The organism is Pseudonocardia sp. Ae717_Ps2, assembly GCF_001932475.1.
GTDB lineage: Bacteria > Actinomycetota > Actinomycetes > Mycobacteriales > Pseudonocardiaceae > Pseudonocardia.
Window position 1 is genome coordinate 2,325,555 of sequence record NZ_MCIS01000001.1, and the last position, 21,230, is coordinate 2,346,784.

Below are 21,230 nucleotides of genomic sequence, written 5' to 3' on the forward strand. Positions count from 1 at the left end.
CTCCAAGGAGTGCATCCCCGGATGACCCTTCTGCGGAGAGACTGCGTATAGCTGCTGCCCCGGGCTCCGCACGATGACGAGGGGTGTTCCGAGGAGTTGACGACGAGCAAGCCGCTCATGTCGCCAGCACATCGCAGCCGCACGTATGTCGCGGTCACGATGTGTCAGCCGACGATGTGAGACGGCGCTCAGCCGCCGCCGGGGCCCCCGGCCGCCGGGTGCGGCCGGTCCGGGGCGTCCAGCGTCACCAACTCCTGCAGCAGCCGCCGGGCGGTCGGGGTGTTGGGCACGACCGCCAGCAGCGAGGTGCTGACGGCGTCGTCGGTCGCCGCGGCCAGTGCCCGCTGGGCCCAGCGGGTGCCGGAGCGCAGGTCCGCCATCGCGTCGGTGGTGCCCCCGCTGCAGATCCAGTCCCCGAGCGCCGAGCGGTGCATGCCGTCGATGAGCGCGGCGATCGCCATCGGCTCGAACGTCCGGCTGCTGCTGGGCAGGTGCAGCCGCAGGTGCCGGCGGCTGTGCACCAGGTACCGCTCGTGCTCGAGGATCTCGCGTTCAGCGAGGCGGGGGACCACCCGGGTGAGCCGGTAGCGGCGCAGCACCAGGTCCGGATCGGACAGGAAGTCGGCGAGGGTGTACTCGGTCGCCTCGATGACGTCGCGGACCGGATCGACGCCCCGGCCCGGTGCGGCGAGGAACACCCGCGCCCGCTCCCGGCGCTCGGCGTGGTCGGCGAACGGGATCTCGTCCTTGCTCTCGAAGTGCCGGAACACGGTCCGCCGGGACACCCCGGCCGCCGCGGCGATCGCGTCCACGGTCACCTGCTCGTAGCCGTGCTCCAGGAACAGGCCGAGTGCGGTCCGCGCGATGTGCGTCGTGGTGTCGACCGGGTCCGGCTGCGAGGCGGCGGTCATCGCCGTCCGTCCCAGGCGGTCCGGCGAGCGGGCTCGACGTCGGTGACGACCCGGTCGGCACCGGCGAACTCCCGCTCGTGTCGGTGCTCCGTCCCGTAGGCGGGCCAGCCGGGATCACCGGTGCGGATGAAGGCGACCCAGGCGGCATGCATCTGCCGGGCGAGCTCACGCGGCCGCTCGTCGCCGAGCAGGCCGTGCCAGTCGGGGTGCTCGAGGGCGTCGAAGACGAACGGGAGCTCCACCGCGTGCGCCGCACCCAGGCGTCCGGCCAGGGCCGGTGAGCGCCAGCCGAACCGGTAGAGGTGGGCGCGCCCGTGCGCCTCGGCGAGGCGCAGCGCGGGGATCCGGTAGACCGCATCGGTGAGCACGGCGCAGAACCGGTCCAGGTCGCTGCCGGTGCGCGGGTAGGCCCGCAGTCCGGCACCGAGCCCGTAGCGACGGGCGATCAGCCGGGTCGCCAGCCGGGTGAGCAGGCCGTTCTCGGCGACACCGCTCAGGAACAGCCGGGCCTCCTCCAGGTTATGGCCGATCAGCAGGTCCACGGGGGCGGTGGCCCCGGCACGGGCGGCGTCGATCGGGCGCCGGGGCAGCACCTCGCCGTCGACGACGGGTTCGAACGGCATCACGTTGGCGACGACCTCGGCCCAGCCGCGGCGGAACGGCCGTCGCACGACCTCGGCGGCGAGCCGGCTCTGGGCGGCGACGACCCGCGCCGGCTCGACCTCGGCGACCGCCTCCCGGGTGGCGGGCACACCGAGCAACGCGGCGAGCCGCACGCCCACCCGGTGCGCGCTGTCCGGGGCGAGCGTGTGGTGCCCGGCCCCGGACTGCAGGATCGCCCGCCCGAACAGCCCGCGCGCGGCGGGCATCGCGAGCAGTGCGCCGATGCTCATCGCCCCGGCGGACTCGCCCATCACCGTGACGTTGTCGGGATCACCGCCGAACAGCGCGATGTGGTCGCGGACCCAGCGCAGTGCGGCGACCTGGTCCAGCAGTCCGAGGTTGGGGGTGCCCTCACCGAACCAGAGGAACCCGTCGGCGCCGAGGCGGTAGTTGATGCCGACGTAGATGATCCCGTCGCGGGAGAAGCTCCCGCCGGTGTACCCGCCGACCGCGTTGGAGCCGGTCACGAAGGCGCCGCCGTGCACGAACACCACCACCGGAGCGCCGCTCGCCCCCTCCGGCGCCCACACGTCCAGGTGGAGGTGGTCGTCCCCGGGATCGACCCGGTTCGGGATCAGCTCGCCCATCCCGCCCTGACCGCCCGCCTGCGGCGCGGTCGGTCCCGGACGCGTCGCGTCCCGGACGCCGGTCCACGACGACGGCGCCTCGGGCGGCCGGAACCGGAGCGGGCCGGTCGGCGACGCGGCGTAGGGCAACGCCCGGTAGACGACGCCGTCGCGGTGCCGCGCCCCCCGCACGGCCCCCTGGGGCAGCTCGACGACGGGTGCGGCCTCGTCCTGCTGCAGCATCGAGCCAGTGTGACACGTCGAGGTTCGTTCGTGGCACCGAGTGTCGCTCGCGCTGTCGGCCGTTCACAGGAAACGAACTCCTTGCCACGACGACGCCCGCCGTCCATGCTGGCACTCGGTGTCGCGTCATCGCCGACGCGGTGACACTGAATGTCAGGGGGATCCAGCCATGTCGACCGGCCTCGCAACGCTGCACACCGTCGCCACCCGAAAGGCCATGTACCGGCTCCTGCCGATCATGGGCCTCGCGTACTTCATGTCCTATGTGAACCGGACGAACGTCGCACTGGCCAAGACCCAGCTCGAGGCCGACGTCGGGATCAGTGCCGCGGCCTACGGGCTCGGCGCCGGGATCTTCTTCCTCAGCTACGCGCTGCTGGAGGTCCCGAGCAACATGGTCCTGCACCGGATCGGTGCCCGGGCCTGGATCACGCGGATCGCGGTGACCTGGGGGATCGTCTCGGCCTCGATGATGTTCGTGCAGGGCGAGCTGTCGTTCTACGTCCTGCGGTTCCTGCTGGGCGCCGCCGAGGCCGGTCTCTACCCGGCACTGATGTACATGGTCACGCTGTGGTTCGCCCCGCAGCACCGGGTGACGGTGGTCGGGTTGATCTACACCGCCCCCGCCCTGGCGATCATCATCGGCTCACCGGTCGGGGGAGCGCTGATGCTGCTCGACGGGGCCGCGGGCCTGTACGGCTGGCAGTGGATGTTCCTGGTCGAGGGGCTGGTGACGGTGCTGATCGGCGCCGTCGTCTGGTTCGCCCTGCCCAGCCGCCCGCAGGACGCCCGCTGGCTCAGCCGGGCCGAGGCGGACGAGCTCAGTGCCCGGGCGGGCTCCGGTGACCGGCCGTCGCCGGCCCGGCTGCGCGGCAACCTCGGGTACGCCTTCGGGCGCCCGGTGATCCTGGTGCTGTCCGGTCTCTACTTCCTCAACCAGCTCATCGGCTCCGCGGTGGGGTTCAACGTGCCGTCGCTGATCCAGGCGCTCGGGGTGGACAGCCCATTGCAGATCGGCCTGATCACCGGCGGTCTCGGGATCGGCGCGCTCGCCGGGGTGCTGTTCTTCCCGTGGCTGCACCGACGCCACGTGCACGACGACACCGGCCTGATCGTGCTGTGCGCGGTGCTGGCGACGGTCACGCTGGGCGCGTACCTGACGGTGACGGACCCGGTGTGGCAGATCGTGATGCTCTACGCGACGAACTTCTTCGTGATCGGCACGCTGCCGTTGTTCTGGTCGGTCGCGATGTCCCGGATGTCCGGACTGATGGCGGCCGTCGGCCTGGCCTTCGTGAACATGATCGGCCTGACCGGTTCCTTCGTCGGGCCGTCGGTGTTCGGAGTGCTCGAGGGGCCGGCTGGCGACTCGGCGGCGTCGTTCGTGTTCGTGCTGGGGGCCTGTGTCGCCGGCATCGCCGTGAGCGTGGTGCTGGCGGTGATGGTGCGACGGGAGCGAGTGGCCGGACCGACGGTCGCCGGGTGAGGTGTGGGCCTGCCTGCCTGCCTGCCTGCCGGACCGAGTGGGAGCACGAGGCTCTGACCACATTGCGAGTCCTGGCCACCTGTCTCGCCCACCACTCGGAAGCGCAACCGGGAGAATGAGTGAGCACGGTCTGAGGACGTCCGCGCTCACGCCGCGGGGTCCTGTAGTGGTCTAAGTGGACCCCTCACCGGCCGGGATGGGCCGGCCAGGAAGCCGTGGGCTGCAGATCAGGATGATCACAATGGCGGCGAAGGTGAACCAGTACAGCGCGTGCAGGCCGGTGAGTGGGTCGTTCGCCCCCGCCGTCGAGACGAGTACTGCGACGGTTGCGATCCCGATCCCGGCGCCCAGCTGGTTGAGGGTGTAGAGCACCGAGCTTCCCTGGGGGACCTGCTGGGGCGGGAGGATCCGGTAGAGCGATCCGATCGTCGGTGCCCCGACGAACCCGAGGCCCACGCCCACGGCGAACGCGGCGACTCCTGCAGCGATCGCGGTACCGATGCCCGGCCCTCCGCCGATCTGGGTGAGCGCCAGTGTGGCCAGCAGCGCGAGCGTGCCACCACCCTGTACCAGGCGCTTCGCGCCGAGTCGATCGCTGAGCCGGCCGGCGATCGGCATGGCCAGCGCGGCCCCGGCGCCCAGCGGCGCGACCAGCAGCCCTGCCGTGGAGGGCGAGAATCCGTGGAGGAGCTGGTAGTACAGCGGCAGCGCGAACAGAACGCTGAACGTCCCGGTCCCGACCAGCCCCTGGACGACGACGCTGGGAGAGAACCCCGTCGTCGCGAACATCCGCAGGTCGATCAGCGGCATCACCCGCCGGGCGTGCACCGCGTGCAGGACGTACCCACCCAGCAGCGCCGCTCCGAGCACGAGGGGAACGAGGACCTGCCAGGCCACGACCGTGTTGGTCTCTCCGATCTGGGTGAAGCCGAGCATCATCCCGGCCAGGCCCGGCACCAACAGGAGGACGCCGACGAGGTCGAGGCGCCCGGCCGAGCCGAGGTCGGCCGGGGCGTCCCGTTGGATCAGTCGCCACGACAGCACGGCGGCGACGGCCCCGATCGGGATGTTGATGAAGAACAGGGCCCGCCAGCCGGCGCTGTCCAGAACCAGACCGCCCAGTACCGGGCCGAGGACCGGACCGAGGGACAGAACGACACCCATCAGACCCATGACGCGCCCGGCGCGGGCGGGTCCGGCAGCGCGGGCCAGCAGGATCAGCACCAGTGGATCGACGATGCCCGCACCGACACCCTGCAGAATCCGGAAGACCAGCAGGCTGGGGAAGTTCCAGGCCAGCGCACAGGCGAGCGACGCCAGCAGGAACACGGCCAGCCCGACGAACCACATCCGGGGGGCCCCGAATCGACTCACCGCCCATGCGGTGACCGGGATCGTCACGACGAGGGCCAGGAGGTAACCGGTCGAGACCCACCCGACGGTGGCCAGGCCCGTCTGGAACTCACGACCGAGTGTCTCCACGGCGACGGCGATCATCGTGCTGTCGAGGATGGCCATGATGCCGCCCAGCAGGACAGCCACGATCAGCATCCGGAGCTTCGGGTCGAGGGCTGTGTCGGTTCGAGTCATTGCAGCGCACCTCAGAGTAGGTTTATCTGAACCTGCGAGTACAGTAGACCTGTCCAGCCAGGATAGTTGAGTCGCTCGCTGGGTATGGTCGAGGCGTGACCACAGACGAACCGGGCGTCCGGACTGCACGGCCGATGTCAGGCCGGATCGACAAGCGGAACGCGATCCTGGTCTCGGCGTTCTCCGTGTTCGCACGACTCGGGTATGCCAGCGCGTGCGTGAAGGAGATCGCGAGCGAGGCCGGCGTCGCGAAGCCGACCGTCTACAACCACATGAACGACAAGGCCACCCTGTTCCGCGAGTCGGTCGAGGCGGCGGCGGAGCGGATCGGGGCGCCGTCGGTGTCAGCCGTACGGGCGCGGCTGGATTCTTCCGTCGGGGATGTCGAGACGACGCTGCTCGGTGTCGGCGAGGATCTTTCTGCTGCGATGCGCGACTCTGAGCTGTGGGCGTTGCGGCGGCTGGCCTGTGCCGAAAGTTCGCAGTTCCCCGAGCTGCACCATGTCGTCACGGCTGCCACTGAGGCGCCGATCAGGCGTGCGCTGGGTGGCAAGATTGCGCGCTGGACGCTGCGCGGTGAGCTACGCGCTCAGGACCCGGATGTCGCCGCCGAGCAGTTCCTTGCGCTGGTCGCAGGCCCACTCGAGTTCGACTTCGCCCAGGGCACTCGGATCCCGGCCGACGACCGATCGTCGGCCGTCGTGCGGGCCGCGGTCACCACGTTCCTTCGCGCCTTCGGCCCGGCTCCCACCGACCGCGAGCCGACAGGGTCCTCCTGACTGCCGTTCATCGTGCGTGGGTGCGGTGGCTCCAGTCATGTGCTGTCCCTCCGGCCGGGGCCCCGACCGCTTGAACCGCGGCGCGCCGGTACGGACCCGGGTGGGTCGGTCTATCGCTCGTCGGCACCCGCCCGCGCCTACTCGGATGGGCGCACGTGGTGGTCGAGGATGCGCTGGAGAGTCCCCACCAGTTGGGTGCGGTGCTCCTCGGGCAGGTCGCCGAGCAGCGAGGTCTGCGCCGCGTCGACGGCCTGGGTGATCTGCCGTAGCCGTGCTCGCCCCGTGCGGGTGAGGGTGATGAGGTTCTGCCGTTTGTCGGCCGGGTCCTGCGTGCGGTCGACGTGGCCGTGGCCGGCGAGCTCGTTGAGGGTGGCGACGACGTCGCTGCGGTCGATGTGGCACCGCCTCCCGATCTCTGCCTGGCTGATCGGTCCGAACTCCTCGACGGCGGCGAGGACCGCGTACTGGTAGCGCGTCGCGCCGATGTCCGTGAGGGCTGCGCCGACAAGCCGGTGGGTCAGGGTCGCGGTCTGGGTGATGAGCCAACTCGGGGTCTGGCGCAATCTGTCCGGCTGCGACCTGCTCCCACCCTCGAAGACCTCCGCCATGCCGTCAACCTATCACGATTGTTGGCGCCACCAACGGTGTGTATTGTTGGCTCAACCAACATTGGTTCAGCCAACGAAAGGTCGACGCGGATGCAGGATCAGGCGATGTCGAGGAGGAGCGCACCGACCGCACGCTGGTGGGCGCTGGGATGGATGTCGGCCACGCAGCTGATGATGGTCGTCGACGGCACGGTCATGAACATCGCTGTGCCCTCGGCCCAGGCCGACCTCGGACTGTCCGATGTGCAGCGTCAGTGGGTCCTCACCGTCTACGTGCTCGCCTTCGGTTCGATGCTGCTCCTCGGCGGGCGCGTCTCGGACGTGATCGGCAGGCGCCGCGCCCTGCTGATCGGACTGGCGGGGTTCACCCTCGCCTCCATCGTGGGTGGCCTTGCGCTCTCGGGTGAGATGTTGATCGCCGCCCGCGCGGTGCAGGGACTGTTCGGTGCCCTCGTCACTCCCTCGGCGCTGGCTCTGCTGTCGCTGACCTTCCCCGACGGACAGGACCGGGTCAGGGCGTTCGGCGTCTTCGGGACGATCATGGGCGCAGGTTCAGGGATCGGTGTGCTCCTCGGTGGCATCCTCACCGATTCGTGGGGGTGGCGGTGGGCGCTGCTCATCAACGTTCCCGTCGCCGTCGTCGCCGGTGTCGGTCTGCTTCTCTCGCTGACTGCCGACGCCCGAGGCGAAGGACGCATCGACGTGGTCGGTGGCGTGCTCAGCATCGCCGGGCTCACAGCGCTCACTCTCGGGCTCACCACCGCCGAGACCGCTGGCTGGCGCTCGCCCTCGACGATCGGGCTACTCGCCGCAGGTGTCATCGTGCTCGCGGGTTTCGTGGTCTGGCAGGCGCGCACGAGGAGCCCGCTCATACCGCTGTCGTTGTTCACCGAACGGCTCCGAAGCGCGGCGTTCGCGGCGATGCTGGCCTGGGGCGTCGCGATCCTGCCCGCGTTCCTGTTCCTCAGCGTGTACCTGCAGCAGGTCGCCGGATTCGGTCCGCTCCTCACCGGGCTGTCGTTCCTTCCGTACACCGCCGCGATCCTCGTCACCGTGCGCCTGGTCCGGCCGGCGCTGGCGGCCGTACCTCCCGCCGTCTTCCTCTCCCTCGGCCTCGCCCTGCTCACCGCAGCGCTGCTCGTGCTGTCGCTCCTCCGCCCCGATGCGCCGTACTGGTCCCACGTCCTCCCCGTGTTCGTGCTCCTCGGGCTCGGCACCGGCTGCGTCCAGCCCGCCGCCAACAGCGCCGCCACCCATCGCGCAGGACCTGTCTCCGGCGTCGCCGGCGCGGTCGCCGGCACCGCGCAACAGGTCGGGTCCTCCATCGGACTGGCTCTGCTCGGCACCATCGCCGCGACCGGTGCGGCCGAGGCACTCACCGCGGCACCGGGCAGTAGTGCAGACACCGCGACCGTCCACGGCTACAGCACCGCGAGCCTCGTCGGCGCGGCCGTAGTGGCGGTCGCTGCGGTAGTCGTTCTCGTCCTCGCTGGTCGTGGGTCGGATTCGGAAAGCCGCGATACAACGAGCTCGTAGCAGATCACGCGTCTCGGCAGACGAGCCGTTGTCGGGTACCAGGGGAGAAACGACCAGAATGCGGCGGCCCGACGGCCCAGGAGCAGACCCCGGTAACCTCCGAACCGTCATGGACGCCGACACCGAACGAGCGGCCTCACGGCCGACCCCCACTCATCGGCTGGCCCGTGTACTGACCGAGGTGTTCGCTCCGTCGGTCGTGGTCACCATGCTCCCGCTCGCCGTCGCCTGGGCCGCCACACGGCAGGTCCTGCCGACCTTGAGCTGGGGACTGCTCGTCGCGCTGACCAGCAGCATCCTTCCCATGGTCGTGATCGTCTGGGGAGCGCGGTCCGGGCGCTGGGACGGCCACCACGTGCGCAACCGCGATGGCCGCCTGATCCCGTTCCTCGTGCTCATCGTGCTCAGTCTGCTCGGCCTCGGTCTCTTGGTCGTGCTGTCCGCTCCGTGGCCCGTGATCGCGCTCGACGTGATCATGGTGGTGATCCTCTTCGTCGCCGGCGCCATCACCACCAGGTGGAAGGTGTCCATGCACGCGGCGGTGTGTGGCGGCGCCGCCGTCGTGCTGGTCGTCACCTACGGCCCTGTCTGGTGGCTGTCGCTGCTGGTGGTTGCTGCTGTGGCCTGGTCACGGGTACGGATCAACGACCACACGGCCGCCCAGGTCGTCGTCGGTTCTGTGCTGGGCGCGGTCGTCGGCGGTGGGCTGTTCGCCCTCATCGTCTGACGGTCATCGAGCCGCCGGTCGTGAGCCACGATGCAGCGGTTTCCACGCCGCAGAAGTAGCGACGGCCCCCGGGGCCCTCCTGTCCCCCGGGGCCGGCGTCATGCCCGTAGGGCGGTTGAGCCAGACCTTGCGGCGGTCACACCAATGACGGCAAGGCTTCCGCTACACGGCCGGCACCGTCCTCTGCTCTCACGATCCGCTGCAGCTCCTCGGCTCGACGCCGGTACCGGCCGTCCCGTGTCGCGGCTGTCAGCGCATCGGCGAGACGGTCTGTGCTGAGGTGACGCAGCGGCACTGCGCCGGGCGAGACCCCGACCTCCACCAGGCGGGATGCCCAGAACGGCTGGTCGGCCAGGACGGGTAGGCCCACGGTGGGGACGCCTGCGCGCAGCCCTGCCGCTGTGGTGCCGGCGCCGCAGTGGTGCACGAGGGCCGCCATGTGCGGGAACAGCCACTCGTGGGGAACCTCGCCGATGGTCAGGATGCGGTCGTCGGCCTCTCCGCCGTCGAGGCCGGCCCATCCCGACTGCACGATGCCCCGCAGTCCTGCGCGGCGCAGGCTTTCGCGGACGACCGAGAGCGCGGCGTCGGGATCGGGAAGGGAGCGGCTCCCGAGTCCGACGTACACCGGGGGATCGCCGTCGTCGATGAAGTCCTGCAGTCGCGGGTCGGGTCGCCACCCGTCAGGTGTGGCGGGCCACCACGTCCCGGTCACCTGTGCAGACGGCGGCCAGTCGCTGAACCGCGGCAGGATGGCGCTGCTGAAGCCGTCGAACGCCGGCCATTCCTGAGCCTGCAGTCGGGACCACAGCGAGGCGGGCCGCACGTGGGGAAGGCCGAGCCGAGAGCGCAGTCTGCGGGAGGTCCGGCCGAACGACTGTGCGCCTGCGGCGAGTGCGACCCGGTCCAGAGCCCGGTTGACGGTGCGTCCCAGGCTCGGCAGGCCGAGCGCGGCGGGCGGTAGGTCTCCGGTCGGGTGGACAGGAGAGGGGAAGGCGCCGGCGGAGGGGACGCCGAGGCCCTCGCAGACGTCGTAGCCGGTGAACAGTGCGACGGTGTTGAGCAGCACGAAGTCGGTGCCGGTCCGGACCGCCGGGATGAAGTCCTCGCTGACCGAGTCGACGTAGTTCTGCAGAACGCGCACCATCCGTGCCTGGCCGAGCGGGCCGGTGCCGCCGGCGTGCCAGCGCCTTCCGCACTCACCGGTGTTCCCCGGCTCCGGGTTGCCGCGGAGCAGGCGGAACTCGAGACCAGCGCCGGTGACCATCGAACGGAACCGCTCGTTCGCAGCGATGGCAACGTGGTGACCGCCTTCTCGGAGACGCTGCCCCAATCCGGTGTACGGGGCTACGTCACCTGTCGAGCCCGGAGCAAGGACCAGAACCCGCATGCGCTCTACGGTACGTAGAAGCCGGCTGTCCGGACACAGCTCGGCCGGACGATGACGATGCCCTGGCCCACCACCCGATCAAGAGCCGTTCGGAGCGTCCTGCTGCCGGGCAAGGAGTCGTGTCGTCAGCTCCATACATCGCTTCCTGGCGGGGGAGAAGTCGTAGGGCATTTTGCTCACTGCGTCGACGACGCTCATCCGGGCGTCCCCGTCGTCCGTCGGACCGTCGTCGTGGCTCTCGAGCAGACGCTTCTCGGCCGCGTCCAGCCCGTCCGCCTCGATGGCCTCCATCAGGGCTTCGTGGTGCGCACAATGCTGGGCAGCGAGCTCCTCGACACGGGGGTCGTGGGGGTCGACGCTGTCGTCGAGGTCGGCGTCGGCGGCGTCGAGACGGTCCTCCTCGGCCCGCAGCTCCGGGTGGGTGGCCAACGCGATGAACCTGCTGGCCTGAACGGCGGCTCCCAACGGGCCGAACATCCGTTCCGTCACCAGCAGTGCGTCCAGGTCGGACGAGCGCAGCGCCCCCGTGGGCAGATGGCTGAGTCGGTCCGTCACGAGCGAGGAGAGCAGCCCCAGCGGGCTGCCCACCGCCTTCAGGCGTTGGACCGCCGCGCGCTGTCGTTTGATGTCGGCCTCCTCCTCGGCCAGCGTGTCCGCCAGTCGCCCCAGGGTCTCCTCGATGTCCTGCGATCCGTCGAAGGCGGACCGCATGGTGTGCAGGCTGATCCCGGCCTCCGCCATCTTGCGGATCCACAGCAGGCGGATCATGTCGTCGTAGCCGTAACGGCGGCGGCCGTCCGCGCCTCTTTCGGGCTCCGGCAGCAGACCGATCTGGTGGTAGTGGCGGATCGCGCGCGGGGTGGTACCGGCGAACGTGGCCGCGCCACCGATCGTGACCCGACGGGGAGACATCACTAGGTGAGGCATGGCAGAGCGAACCCCTTCTCTCGGTGTTGCCCCGAGGACATCACATACCGTTACGGCAGGTGCAAGCTCGTCGTGCGTCCCCGCTGCTCCCGCCCCGGTGCCGGGCGGGACCACCCCAAGCGGTGTCGGGAGCGACGTCACGACGGCGTCGACCCGCCGATCGGCGGAGGTCGGGGGACCGGGGGCTGACGGTGCTGCGGATCGTCCCGGTCCTGCTCGCGCTCATCGGCACGGACCTCAGCGGCCGCGAGCGCTTGCTGGCCGGTCTGCTCGGTCCCCGCGGGACCACCACCATCGTGTTCGGGCTGCTGGCGTTCAACGGCCTCCCCGACGGCGACCCGGCCTACACGATCATCACCGGCATGGTCCTGTGCGTGGTCGGCAGTGTGCTGCTGCACGGGCTCGGGGCGGGTCCAGCGATCGACCGCCTCACCGCGGCCGGGAACGGGCGCCGGCAGGCACACGTCCGACCGCCGGCAGGCACCCCGTCAGGGTGAGGGCCGCTCGCGGGTCGGGCCGAGCATCGGTTCGCCGACGGCGCGGGTGTCAGTCGGGCTCGGGGAGTCCGCGGGTGAGCGCCGTGGCGACCGCTCCCGGTTCCAGCTCCGGCGGTGGCGGGTCGGAGGTCGTCTCGCACAACGACGCGGCGACCACGAGGAGCCGGGCCACGGTCCGGAAGACAGGTGGCGTCTCCCCGGAACGGCCCGCGCTGCGCGTGAGGTAGCGGGCCGTCTGCTCGGTGATCGCGGTCTGGGCCGCATGCGCCGCGCGCCGCATGTCGGGGCGACTCAGCATCTCCCGCAGGACGATGCGCTGCAGGGGGTTCGGTGTGCCGAACTCACGGAGCACCGTGGTCCAGGCGAGCTCGACCGCCGCCGCCAGCGACACCGCGGGTTCGTCGGGCAGCAGATCCCGCAGCTCGCCCGCCGTCCGTTCCTCGACCAACGACCGCAGGAGCTCCTCCTTCGTGCGGAAGTGGTAGAAGATCAGGCCCTGCGGGACCTCGGCCGCCGCGGCCAGCGCTGACGTCGAGGTGCGGTCGAAGCCGCGCTCGGCGAACAGCGTCTCCGCGGCGGCGAGGATCCGCTCGCGTGCCGACGTGCCCTCGCCGTCAGTACTCGGTGACACCGGCGTCGGGGGCGATCTCGTGGGCCGTGATGAACCGGGACTCGTCGGAGGCCAGGAAGAGCACGGCGTCCGCGACGTCCTCCGGCTCGATCTGCTCGACGGGCAGCAGGTTGGTGAACATGCCGCCCAGGCGCGGGTAGGTCTGCATGGCCTCGCCGAGCTGTTCCAACATGCCGCCCGAGCCCATGGGCGTGTTGACCCCGGTGGGGTGGACCGTGTTCACCCGGATGTGGTGCGCGGCCAACTCGGCGGCGAACGCCTTCGCCATACCGCGGATGGCGAACTTGCTGGTGGTGTAGGGCACCATGAAGGGCTGGACCTTCAGCCCGGCCGCCGAGCTGATGATGATGATCGATCCGCCACCGGCCTCGACCAGGTGCGGGGCACCCGCCATCACGGTGTTCCAGACACCGCGGACGTTGATGCTGATCGAGTCGTCGAAGATCGTCGGGGTGACCTTGTCCCAGGCCCTGGGCACGCAGATCGCCGCGTTCGCGATGACGACGTCGAGCCGTCCGAGCTCGGTCACCGCGCCGTCGACGACGGACTTCAGGCCGTCCAGGTCCCGCACGTCCAGCTGCGCCGACACGATGCGCCGGTCCAGCTTCTCGACCTCCCGGACCGTCTCCTCCAGGTCCGCGGGCGTCGGCGAGTCGTAGGCGACGCTGGGCAGCGGACCCGCGATGTCCACGGCGATGATGTCCGCGCCCTCCTGCGCGAGCCGGACGGCATGCGCCCGACCCTGACCGCGCGCCGCGCCGGTGATCAGCGCGACCTTCCTCGCGACCCGTCCTGACATGGCGGACTCCCTTCGTCCGGCGTGCGGCCCACTTGACTGAGTGCTCACTCAGCCTACGCCCGGCGAGCCGTGCCGCACCGGCGGCGGCACGACGGTGACGAGGATCGAGAGTCCTGTAGGTGACGGATCCCGGTTCCGGGCTACCTGCTGCACGCGTCCGCGAACTCGGCGACGGGGCGGTCGTCACCGATCCCGAGGACGGCGTTCTGCACGCGGTCGATCACGGCGTCGTCCGCGACGCGACCGACGTTCTGTCGGAACTTGGCGATCACCGCGTCGGCGTCGAGCGGACGTCGGGAATGGCCGCGGTTGATCTGCTCCCGGTGCGAGACCGTCGTCCCGTCGACGGTCTCGATCGCGACGAACCCCGAGTAGGCCTCCGGAAAGGCGCTGTCGGGGTCGTCGACGACCCGGACCTTGCGGGCGGTCGCCAGGATCTCGGGGTCGGAGAGGGCGTCGTCCTCGAGTTCGGCGAGACCGAACCGGCCACGCACCAGGGCGGCGGCGACGACGAAGGGGAGGCTGAACTTGGCGTCGTAGTCGTCCCGTGGCGCCCACTTCGCCTCCGTCGGCTCGCAGACGACCTTGCGCGGAACGGGGTGGATGGCGCACGTGATCGCGGCGACGTCCTCGGGCAGGAGGGCGTGCTGTCGCCGGAGATCGAGGGCGGCGTCGATGAAGGCGTGGTTGAAGTGGCACACCGGGTAGGGCTTGACCGCGGTCGCCGGGAGCTCCCACTCCGAGCCGAGGCCGTCGGCGACGATGTCGGGCCTGACGTCGGTGCGCTGCTGCAGATGGGTGGCGAACAGCCCGAAGCGGCCTTCGAAGACGGCCGGGGGACCGGTCCAGCCGGCACGCGCGTAGAGGGCCGCGGTGATCCCGCTCGACGCCGCCCAGCCGGGGTGCAGGCGCTTGGTCCACGCGCCGTCCTGCAGGAACTCCATCAGTCCGGCGCTGAACGAGCCGGCGATCCCCTGTGCGTTCGCGAGTTGACCGGCGGTGAGGCCGTAGTTCTTCCCGGCCGCGACGGTCGCCCCGAACGCACCGGCGATCGCGGTGGGGTGGAAGCCGACGTCGTGCAGCTGGCCGTGGGCCGCTGACCCGACCCGGGCCATGATCTCCACACCCAGGACATAGGACAGGAGGAACTCGTTCGTCGTGCACCCGGCGTCGAGTGCCGAGGCGAGGGCGGCGGGCAGCACCGCCGAGGACACGTGGGCGACCGCGCGGCTGTGGGTGTCGTCGAAGTCGAGACCGTGCACCAGGATGCCGTTCAGGGTCGCCGCGTCGCGGAGGCCGAGCCGCTCGGCCCGACCCAGTACCGGCTGCTCACCCGGCCCGAACGATGTCGCCGCCCTGGCGGCGACATCGGCGAACCCGAACCCGCTCGAGGCGAAGGCGATCCCGACCGCGTCGAGGATCAGGAGGCGTGCCCGTTCGAGGACCGGTGGCGGGACGTCGGAGATGTCGGTGCGCCGGACGACGTCCGCCACGTCGATCGAGAGCGACTTCGCCGGGCTCTGAACGGTCATGTCAACCGCCTCCTCGTACTGGTGACTGTCGTACCGATCGTGCGTCTCCGGAGCCGCGGTGTGAAATGACGGGCTGTGCACCGCATCATGTCCGTGGGGCATAGTCGCTGTGTGGAGATCCGAGAACTGCACTGGTTCCTCGCACTGGCCGAGAGCGAGAACGTCACCTCGGCGGCGGAGAAGATGAACATCTCCCAGCCCACGTTGTCGCGCGCGCTGGCCCGGCTCGAACGGGGTCTCGGGGTGCGCCTGTTCGACCGGCGACAGAACCGGCTACGGCTGAACCGCTACGGCGAGGTGCTGCGCGCGCACGCCGTGCGCGCGGTGACGGAGATCGCCGCCGCCGAGCGGCGCATCGCCTCCCTGGCCGATCCCGAGGGCGGCGTCGTCGCACTGGGGTTCCTGCACTCCCTGGGGGTGTGGCTGGTTCCCCGGCTCCTCCGCGAGTACCGGGCGACCTCGCCCGCGACGACCTTCGAGCTCCGTGGGCGGGCCGCGGACACCGTGCTCGACGATCTGCGCGACCACCGCATCGACGTGGCGCTGACCGGTCCGCGCCCGGCCGACGGCGACCTGGAGTGGACGCCGCTGTTCGAGGAACGCCTCGTCCTGCTGGTTCCCGCGGGTCATCGGCTCGCCGCGCGCAGGTCGGTGCCGGTGACCGAGCTCGCCACCGAGGACCTGGTCAGCTTCCCCTCGGCCTTCGGGATCCGTCAGACCACCGAACGTCTGTGCACCCGGGCGGGGGTCACGCCGCGTGTGGTGTTCGAGGCCACGGAGCTGAGCACCGTGCAGGCACTGGTCGGCGAGGGAATGGGCGTGGCGATCGTTCCGGAGCGGAGCCGGGCGGCGGACACCCGAGAGGGAACGACGGCGGTCTCGCTCGCCGACGACGGTGCGTACCGGTCGATCGGTCTGCTGTGTCGTGCCGGGGGCGCCACCGCACCGGCCGCGCGACGGTTCGCCGCCCACGTCGCCGGCACCGACTATGCACAGCGCGCATGATTTCACAGCACATGCGTCATTTCCGGAGGGGCCGCCGCGAGGCGCACAGTGGCAGGTGACAAGCACCCGGCAGCGGAGAGGATCCCCTCCACATGAGTAACGAGTCGGCTCAGACCCTGCGCGACCTGATCGCGGGCGAGGAGATGGTCGTGGTCCCGGGCGTGTACGACGCCCTCAGCGCGACGCTCACGGAGCAGGCGGGCTTCCCGGCCGCCTACGTCAGTGGGGCGGCGGCGTCGGTGAGCCTGCTCGGACGACCCGACATCGGCCTGATGACCGCGACGGACGTCGCAGCGCACCTCGCCCGGCTCAGCGGTGCGACGTCGTTGCCGCTGATAGCCGATGCCGACACCGGTTACGGGAACGAGCTCAACGTGCGGCACACCGTCGAGACCTACATCAGGGCAGGTGCCGCGGCACTCCACGTGGAGGACCAGGTCTTCCCGAAACGGTGCGGGCATCTGTCCGGGAAGTCCGTGATCGACCGCGACGACGCCGTCTCCAAGGTCCGCGCCGCCGTCCGCGCCCGCGGCGACGACGACCTGGTCGTGATCGGGCGTACCGACGCGCTGGCCACCCACGGGATCGACGAGGCCGTCGAGCGTGGGCGCCGGTTCGCCGACGCGGGTGCCGACATGGTCTTCGTCGACGCTGTCGAGGACCTGGACCAGCTACGTCGTATCGGCTCCGCCATCGAGGTCCCCCTCGTGGTCAACGTCATGGCGAACTCCCGGACACCGGTTCTGAGCCACGCGGAGTACGCAGACCTGGGGTACCGGCTGGCCATCTATCCGATCATGGGCCTCGCGGCGGCCTCGGCGGCGGTGCAGAGCGCCCTCGCCTCGTTGCGCGACACCGGCCTCCCGCCCCTGGACGCCGCCGGGCCGGGTGAGCTCTTCGAGACCGTCGGGATCAGCGAGTGGCTCCGCTGGCCCGACGACGGACCGCGCCCACCGGCCGGTGGGCCGGCGACCGCCGCGGTGTCGGACGTCGCCGCGCCGCGCGAGCACGTGGGGGCACGGCGATGAGCGACCAGCTGTCGGTCCCGCTGGTCCAGATGCGGGGCGGGACCAGCAAGGGCCTGTACCTGCACGCCGCCGACATCCCCGCACCCGGTCCCGCCCGCGACGCGCTCCTGGCGCGGCTGATGGGGTCACCCGACGTCCTGCAGATCGACGGTCTCGGCGGCTCACGCCCGATCACCTCGAAGGTCGCGATCATCGCGCCGTCGGACGCCGCCGACGCCGACGTCGACTACACGTTCGCACAGGTCGACATCGAGACCGGCCTGGTGAGCTACAACGGCAACTGCGGCAACATCTCCTCCGGCGTCGGACCGTTCGCCGTGGACGAGAAGCTCGTCCCGGTCGAGGAGGGAACGACCGTCGTCCGTATCCGCAACACCAACACCGACAAGGTCCTCGTGGCGCACGTCCCGGTCCGCGACGGTGCCGCACGGGTGGACGGTGACTTCGCGATCCCCGGGGTACCGGGCACGGGCGCCGAGATCGTCATGGACTGGTCGGGAACGGTCGGGGCCGTCACCGGCAGGCTGCTCCCCACCGGGAACCCACTCGACACCGTCGAGCTCGAGGACGGGCGAACGGTCCGGCTGTCGATCGTCGATGCCGGGAATCCGATCGCCTGGGTCGCCGCCGCGGATCTCGGTCTCACCGGGAGCGAGGGTCTCGAACTCAATGGCCGAGCGGAACTCGTGTCCGCCATCCGGGAGATCCGGGGCAAGGTCTGCGTCCGACTCGGCCTGTGCCAGGAGTGGACCCAGGTGGACACCGAGGTCCCGGCCATCCCGATGGTCGGGGCCGTGGCACCGCCGGGGGGCTACAGCACACTCAACGGACAGGCCGTCGACCCCGACGACATGGACCTGCGGGCCCGACTGATGTTCATGAACCGTCTGCACGAGAGCATGGCCGGGACCGCGTCCATCAGCCTCGCCGCGGCGTCGCGGCTGCCGGGCACCACCGTGCACCAGGTCGCGACGGAGCGCAGGCCCGACACCGTCCTGATCGGACACCCCTCCGGCGTCATGCCGGTCCGCGTGCAGGCCGGGGCCGGGGCCGGGGCCGGGTCCGTCGAGTTCCGCATGCTGGGCATCAGTCGGACGGCCCGACGGCTGGCCAAGGGATGGGCGTACTACCCGCGTCCCACCTGAGAGCGGTACGGCCGTGTGACGACGCCGTGTCGGCAGCTCACGGCCGCCCGGACACCGGTGGCTAGAGTCGCAGGCGGAGCCGCGCGGCCGATAGGGCGGGTTTGCCGGAAACGCCCGGGCCGGACGCCACGGATCGCCGTGCTCCGTCCCTGTGCCCGTGCGAGGAGAAGCCCCCATGCCCAACCAGGACCGTGCCGTCTCGGTCTACCCCATCGCCGTGCGTGAGCTCAGCGTCTCGCGGATCGTGGACGTCACGCCCGCGCTGCGACGCGTGACCCTCACCGGGGAGCAGCTCGGGGCGTTCACCGACGACGAGGGGCGTGCCTGGCCCGCGTTCACCAGTACGGGCTTCGACGACGACGTGCGGTTGATCTTCCCCTACCCGGGGGAGACCGAGCCCGTCCTGCCGATCCTGCGCGACGGCGGCATCAAGCTGCCCGAGGGACGCCGGCCGGTCTGGCGGGTCTACACGGTCCGCCGCCACGACCCCGTCGCCGGTGAGCTCGACGTGGAGTTCGTGCGACACGGCGTCGGCATCGCGACCACCTGGGCCTACCGCGCGACGCCGGGGGACCGGGTCCACGTGGCGGGACCGGCGGCGTCGCTCGCGCTGCCGGCCACGGCCGAACGGCTGCTGGTCGCCGGGGACGACACCGCGCTGCCCGCCGTCTCGCGGCTGCTGGAGACCGCGCCGGCGGACCTGCGGGCCGACGTGTTCATCGAGGTCGCGGAGACGGCCCACCGGGTCCCGCTGCGCGAGCACCCGGGTGTCGAGGTCACCTGGCTGGTCCGGGACGGCGCCGGGCCGGGTACGTCGACGCAGCTGGCCGAGTGCCTGCGCACGGTGGCCGAGGGGCCGGGCTGGGACGCCGCGGCCACCGCCGGCTGGCTGGCGGGGGAGCAGTCCGTCGTGCGGGACCTGCGACGGCTGCTCGTCGCGGCGGGGGTGGACCGGCGCCGGATCGACTTCACCGGCTACTGGAAGCTCGGCGAGGTGGTCACCCTCGAGTCCGACCCCCGGGTGACCGACGAGGAACGCAACGCCGAGGCGTTCGAGACCTTCCACGAGCAGGCCGAGCTGCTGCCCCCACTGGCGATCCGGGTGGCCGCGAACCTCGGCCTCGGCGAGCTCGTCGCCGGCGGGATCCGCGATCCGAAGTCGCTCGCCGAACGGGCCGGTGCGGATCCGCGGGCGCTGGAGAAGCTGCTGCGGTACCTCGTGGCGATCAAGATCCTCGACCGCGACGAGCAGGGCGGGTACACGCTGACCGACACCGGCTTCTACCTGACCGAGGACCACGTGCTCGACGTGGTGCGCCGCGACGGCGTCGGTGCCCGCCGCGAGCAGGGGTTCCTGGGGCTCGAGCAGGCGGTGCGCACCGGCCGGGAGTCCTTCGCGGCGGTCACCGGTCGCGACTACCCGAGCCTGCGCGGGGACGAGGAGTTCGCCCGCAGGCTCCTGGACAACACCGCGCAGTTCGCCGACTACATCGCCGCCCCGGTGGCGGACTCCGCAGCTCTGGAGGGGATCGACCACCTGGTCGTCCACGCCGACGCCGCGGTGTCCGCCGCGGCCGCCGTCGTCGCCCGCCGCCCCGGGACGCGGGTCACGATCGTCGCTGGCCCCTCCGACGCCGACTGGACCCGGTCCGAGCTGCTGCGCACCGTCCCCGACGACGGTGCCCGCTCCCGCGTGGAGGTCGTCGTGCAGACCATCGCCGAGCCGGTCCCGGCCGCCGACGCGATCCTGTTCGGCAAGGTGCTCGGCCAGTACCCCGACCCGGAGGCCGTGCACATCCTCCGCCGCGCGGGGGAGTGCCTGGCCCCCGGCGGGCGGATCCTGCTTCTCGAGGACGTGCTCGACGAGCAGGACCTCGACGAGCACGAGGCCGAGGACGACCTGCTGGCCCTCGTCCTGCACGGCTCCGGCCGCCGGACGGCCACCGAGCTCTCGGCCGTCGTCGCCGACGCCGGACTGCGGACCGTCGCCACCGAGACCGTCGGCTGGGGCGACACGCTCCGGTCGCTCCAGCCGGTCGCACCCTGACCCTCCTCCCGCGCCCGGCGCGACCGTCCCCCGGGGGCGTCGCGCCGGGCCCGGCACCCGCCGCCGCCCGGCACGGCGCCGACTCGTGCCCGCGATCGTGGGTCACCCGCCGCCGGTCGGCCGGACACGGCCCCCTGTCGTGCCTCGGGCGCGGGCGGGGCCATGCCGGTGCTCACACCCGTTCGGACCATCAGGGGTCCGCAGACGCCGTGTGTGGAGCGTCCCTCCCGTCGGCGCGGGTCGCTGACGTGCGGAGATCCCGGCCCGTGACGGTGATCGGAATGCGTCATCCATTCGGCGGAACCCTCGCATCCACCCGCATGCTTAGCCTTGCCTAAGTTCAGGTGTGGCGAGGCAAGTAAGGGGTGGCGCGACGGTGACAGGCGACGGAGGCCGCCCGGGCCGCGTGCCGTTCGACGTCGTCGCCGCGGTCGGGGTCCTCGACCCTGCCACGTGCCCGTGTCCGCCGCCCGGCGGCGGCACCTGCCGAGTACCCGGCCGCGTCGCGCGCACCTGGACCGATCTGCTCCCCGGGAGCCCGGTCGGACGTCCCGGCGCCTGACCCGCTCCGCAACCCCCACGCCCGCGCCGGAGGTGATCCGGTGAGGAAGGTTCCGTCATGCCCGGCTCCACCGAGACCGTCCGCTACCGCACCCTGCTCAGCGGGAAGATCCACCGCGCCACCGTGACCCAGGCCGACCTGCACTACGTCGGCTCGCTGACCGTCGACGAGGACCTGATGGACGCCGCGGGCCTCGTCGAGGGCGAGAAGGTCCAGGTCCTCGACATCGACAACGGCAACCGCCTCGAGACCTACGTGATCACCGGGGAACGCGGCAGCGGCGTCATCGGCGTGAACGGCGCCGCCGCGCACCTCGTGCACCCGGGTGACCTGACGATCATCGTCGCCTACCAGCAGGTGCCCGAGCCCGCCGTCGCCGACCACGTCGCCCGGGTGGTGCACGTCGACGCCGACAACCGGGTCGTCGCGCTCGGCGTGGACCCGGCCGAGCCGGTGCCCGGTGCGCTCGCGCAGACCGCCGGTCGCTGACCGCACCTGCCGCAACGCAGGAGGCGCGGGCCGAGGGCGTCCACGGTGACCCCTGACCCGGCCCGCGTC

Annotated in this window: 19 protein-coding genes; 10 read left to right on the forward strand and 9 right to left on the reverse strand. The window is 71.4% G+C overall.

The genetic code is table 11. The annotated features are described in order from the left end of the window. Positions 1 to 188 precede the first annotated feature (188 nt). A complete protein-coding gene (locus Ae717Ps2_RS11025) occupies positions 189 to 911 on the reverse strand; it encodes a TetR/AcrR family transcriptional regulator (protein WP_075333320.1) in 723 nt (240 codons plus the stop codon). Further along, on the reverse strand, positions 908 to 2,383 hold the full coding sequence (locus Ae717Ps2_RS11030; RefSeq protein WP_075306684.1) for a carboxylesterase/lipase family protein: 1,476 nt from the start codon (positions 2,381 to 2,383) through the stop codon (positions 908 to 910). The genes Ae717Ps2_RS11025 and Ae717Ps2_RS11030 overlap by 4 nt, the downstream gene beginning before the upstream one ends. 169 nt (positions 2,384 to 2,552) lie before the next feature. Between Ae717Ps2_RS11030 and Ae717Ps2_RS11035 the strand changes: the two genes are divergently transcribed. Next, a complete protein-coding gene (locus Ae717Ps2_RS11035; protein WP_075333321.1) occupies positions 2,553 to 3,869 on the forward strand; it encodes an MFS transporter in 1,317 nt (438 codons plus the stop codon). 171 nt (positions 3,870 to 4,040) lie between these two features. Here Ae717Ps2_RS11035 and Ae717Ps2_RS11040 read toward each other — a convergent pair whose 3' ends face one another. Next, complete coding sequence (locus tag Ae717Ps2_RS11040) at positions 4,041 to 5,459, reverse strand: DHA2 family efflux MFS transporter permease subunit (protein WP_075333322.1); 1,419 nt, start codon at positions 5,457 to 5,459, stop codon at positions 4,041 to 4,043. Between the two features lie 95 nt (positions 5,460 to 5,554). Between Ae717Ps2_RS11040 and Ae717Ps2_RS11045 the strand changes: the two genes are divergently transcribed. Continuing rightward, entirely contained in the window at positions 5,555 to 6,238 is a 684-nt protein-coding gene (locus Ae717Ps2_RS11045) for a TetR/AcrR family transcriptional regulator (protein ID WP_233147522.1), read from the forward strand. Positions 6,239 to 6,375: 137 nt separating this feature from the next. On the opposite strand, the gene Ae717Ps2_RS11050 is transcribed toward Ae717Ps2_RS11045, so the two are convergent. After that, positions 6,376 to 6,846, reverse strand: a complete 471-nt coding sequence (locus Ae717Ps2_RS11050) for a MarR family winged helix-turn-helix transcriptional regulator (RefSeq protein WP_020626152.1) — start codon at positions 6,844 to 6,846, stop codon at positions 6,376 to 6,378. Between the two features lie 90 nt (positions 6,847 to 6,936). On the opposite strand from Ae717Ps2_RS11050, the gene Ae717Ps2_RS11055 reads away from it, so the two are divergent. Together Ae717Ps2_RS11055 and Ae717Ps2_RS11060 are read left to right on the forward strand one after the other, a co-directional pair. Then, positions 6,937 to 8,382, forward strand: a complete 1,446-nt coding sequence (locus Ae717Ps2_RS11055) for an MFS transporter (RefSeq protein ID WP_075306682.1) — start codon at positions 6,937 to 6,939, stop codon at positions 8,380 to 8,382. Between the two features lie 109 nt (positions 8,383 to 8,491). Next, positions 8,492 to 9,109 (forward strand): hypothetical protein, encoded by a 618-nt coding sequence (locus Ae717Ps2_RS11060; RefSeq protein WP_075306681.1) that lies wholly within the window; start codon positions 8,492 to 8,494, stop codon positions 9,107 to 9,109. A gap of 136 nt (positions 9,110 to 9,245) precedes the next feature. Here Ae717Ps2_RS11060 and Ae717Ps2_RS11065 read toward each other — a convergent pair whose 3' ends face one another. Together Ae717Ps2_RS11065 and Ae717Ps2_RS11070 are read right to left on the reverse strand one after the other, a co-directional pair. After that, positions 9,246 to 10,499 (reverse strand): glycosyltransferase, encoded by a 1,254-nt coding sequence (locus Ae717Ps2_RS11065; RefSeq protein WP_075333324.1) that lies wholly within the window; start codon positions 10,497 to 10,499, stop codon positions 9,246 to 9,248. Positions 10,500 to 10,577: 78 nt separating this feature from the next. Then, entirely contained in the window at positions 10,578 to 11,411 is an 834-nt protein-coding gene (locus Ae717Ps2_RS11070) for a MerR family transcriptional regulator (RefSeq protein ID WP_233147523.1), read from the reverse strand. A gap of 206 nt (positions 11,412 to 11,617) precedes the next feature. On the opposite strand from Ae717Ps2_RS11070, the gene Ae717Ps2_RS11075 reads away from it, so the two are divergent. Beyond that, on the forward strand, positions 11,618 to 11,923 hold the full coding sequence (locus tag Ae717Ps2_RS11075) for a hypothetical protein (protein ID WP_175581803.1): 306 nt from the start codon (positions 11,618 to 11,620) through the stop codon (positions 11,921 to 11,923). A 49-nt stretch (positions 11,924 to 11,972) separates the two neighbouring features. On the opposite strand, the gene Ae717Ps2_RS11080 is transcribed toward Ae717Ps2_RS11075, so the two are convergent. The 3 genes from Ae717Ps2_RS11080 to Ae717Ps2_RS11090 form a co-directional block, all read right to left on the reverse strand. Next, on the reverse strand, positions 11,973 to 12,554 hold the full coding sequence (locus Ae717Ps2_RS11080; protein ID WP_075306678.1) for a TetR/AcrR family transcriptional regulator: 582 nt from the start codon (positions 12,552 to 12,554) through the stop codon (positions 11,973 to 11,975). Further along, a complete protein-coding gene (locus Ae717Ps2_RS11085) occupies positions 12,538 to 13,353 on the reverse strand; it encodes a mycofactocin-coupled SDR family oxidoreductase (RefSeq protein ID WP_075306677.1) in 816 nt (271 codons plus the stop codon). Before Ae717Ps2_RS11085 ends, Ae717Ps2_RS11080 begins: the two co-directional genes overlap by 17 nt. A 140-nt stretch (positions 13,354 to 13,493) precedes the next feature. Next, positions 13,494 to 14,885 carry an MmgE/PrpD family protein gene (locus tag Ae717Ps2_RS11090; RefSeq protein WP_075306676.1) on the reverse strand — a complete coding sequence of 464 codons (1,392 nt, stop codon included), beginning with the start codon at positions 14,883 to 14,885 and terminating at the stop codon, positions 13,494 to 13,496. 111 nt (positions 14,886 to 14,996) lie between these two features. On the opposite strand from Ae717Ps2_RS11090, the gene Ae717Ps2_RS11095 reads away from it, so the two are divergent. From Ae717Ps2_RS11095 to panD, 5 genes are all read left to right on the forward strand, one after another. Further along, on the forward strand, positions 14,997 to 15,890 hold the full coding sequence (locus tag Ae717Ps2_RS11095) for a LysR family transcriptional regulator (protein ID WP_075333325.1): 894 nt from the start codon (positions 14,997 to 14,999) through the stop codon (positions 15,888 to 15,890). A 92-nt stretch (positions 15,891 to 15,982) separates the two neighbouring features. Continuing rightward, positions 15,983 to 16,918, forward strand: a complete 936-nt coding sequence (locus Ae717Ps2_RS11100) for an oxaloacetate decarboxylase (protein ID WP_075306674.1) — start codon at positions 15,983 to 15,985, stop codon at positions 16,916 to 16,918. Further along, the gene (locus Ae717Ps2_RS11105; RefSeq protein ID WP_075334237.1) at positions 16,915 to 18,063 is read left to right on the forward strand and encodes a 2-methylaconitate cis-trans isomerase PrpF family protein; all 1,149 of its coding nucleotides are present in this window, start codon (positions 16,915 to 16,917) and stop codon (positions 18,061 to 18,063) included. The genes Ae717Ps2_RS11100 and Ae717Ps2_RS11105 overlap by 4 nt, the downstream gene beginning before the upstream one ends. 175 nt (positions 18,064 to 18,238) lie before the next feature. After that, entirely contained in the window at positions 18,239 to 20,110 is a 1,872-nt protein-coding gene (locus Ae717Ps2_RS11110; RefSeq protein ID WP_075306673.1) for an SIP domain-containing protein, read from the forward strand. A gap of 619 nt (positions 20,111 to 20,729) precedes the next feature. Continuing rightward, on the forward strand, positions 20,730 to 21,161 hold the full coding sequence (panD, locus tag Ae717Ps2_RS11115) for an aspartate 1-decarboxylase (RefSeq protein WP_020628196.1): 432 nt from the start codon (positions 20,730 to 20,732) through the stop codon (positions 21,159 to 21,161). Positions 21,162 to 21,230: the final 69 nt, after the last annotated feature.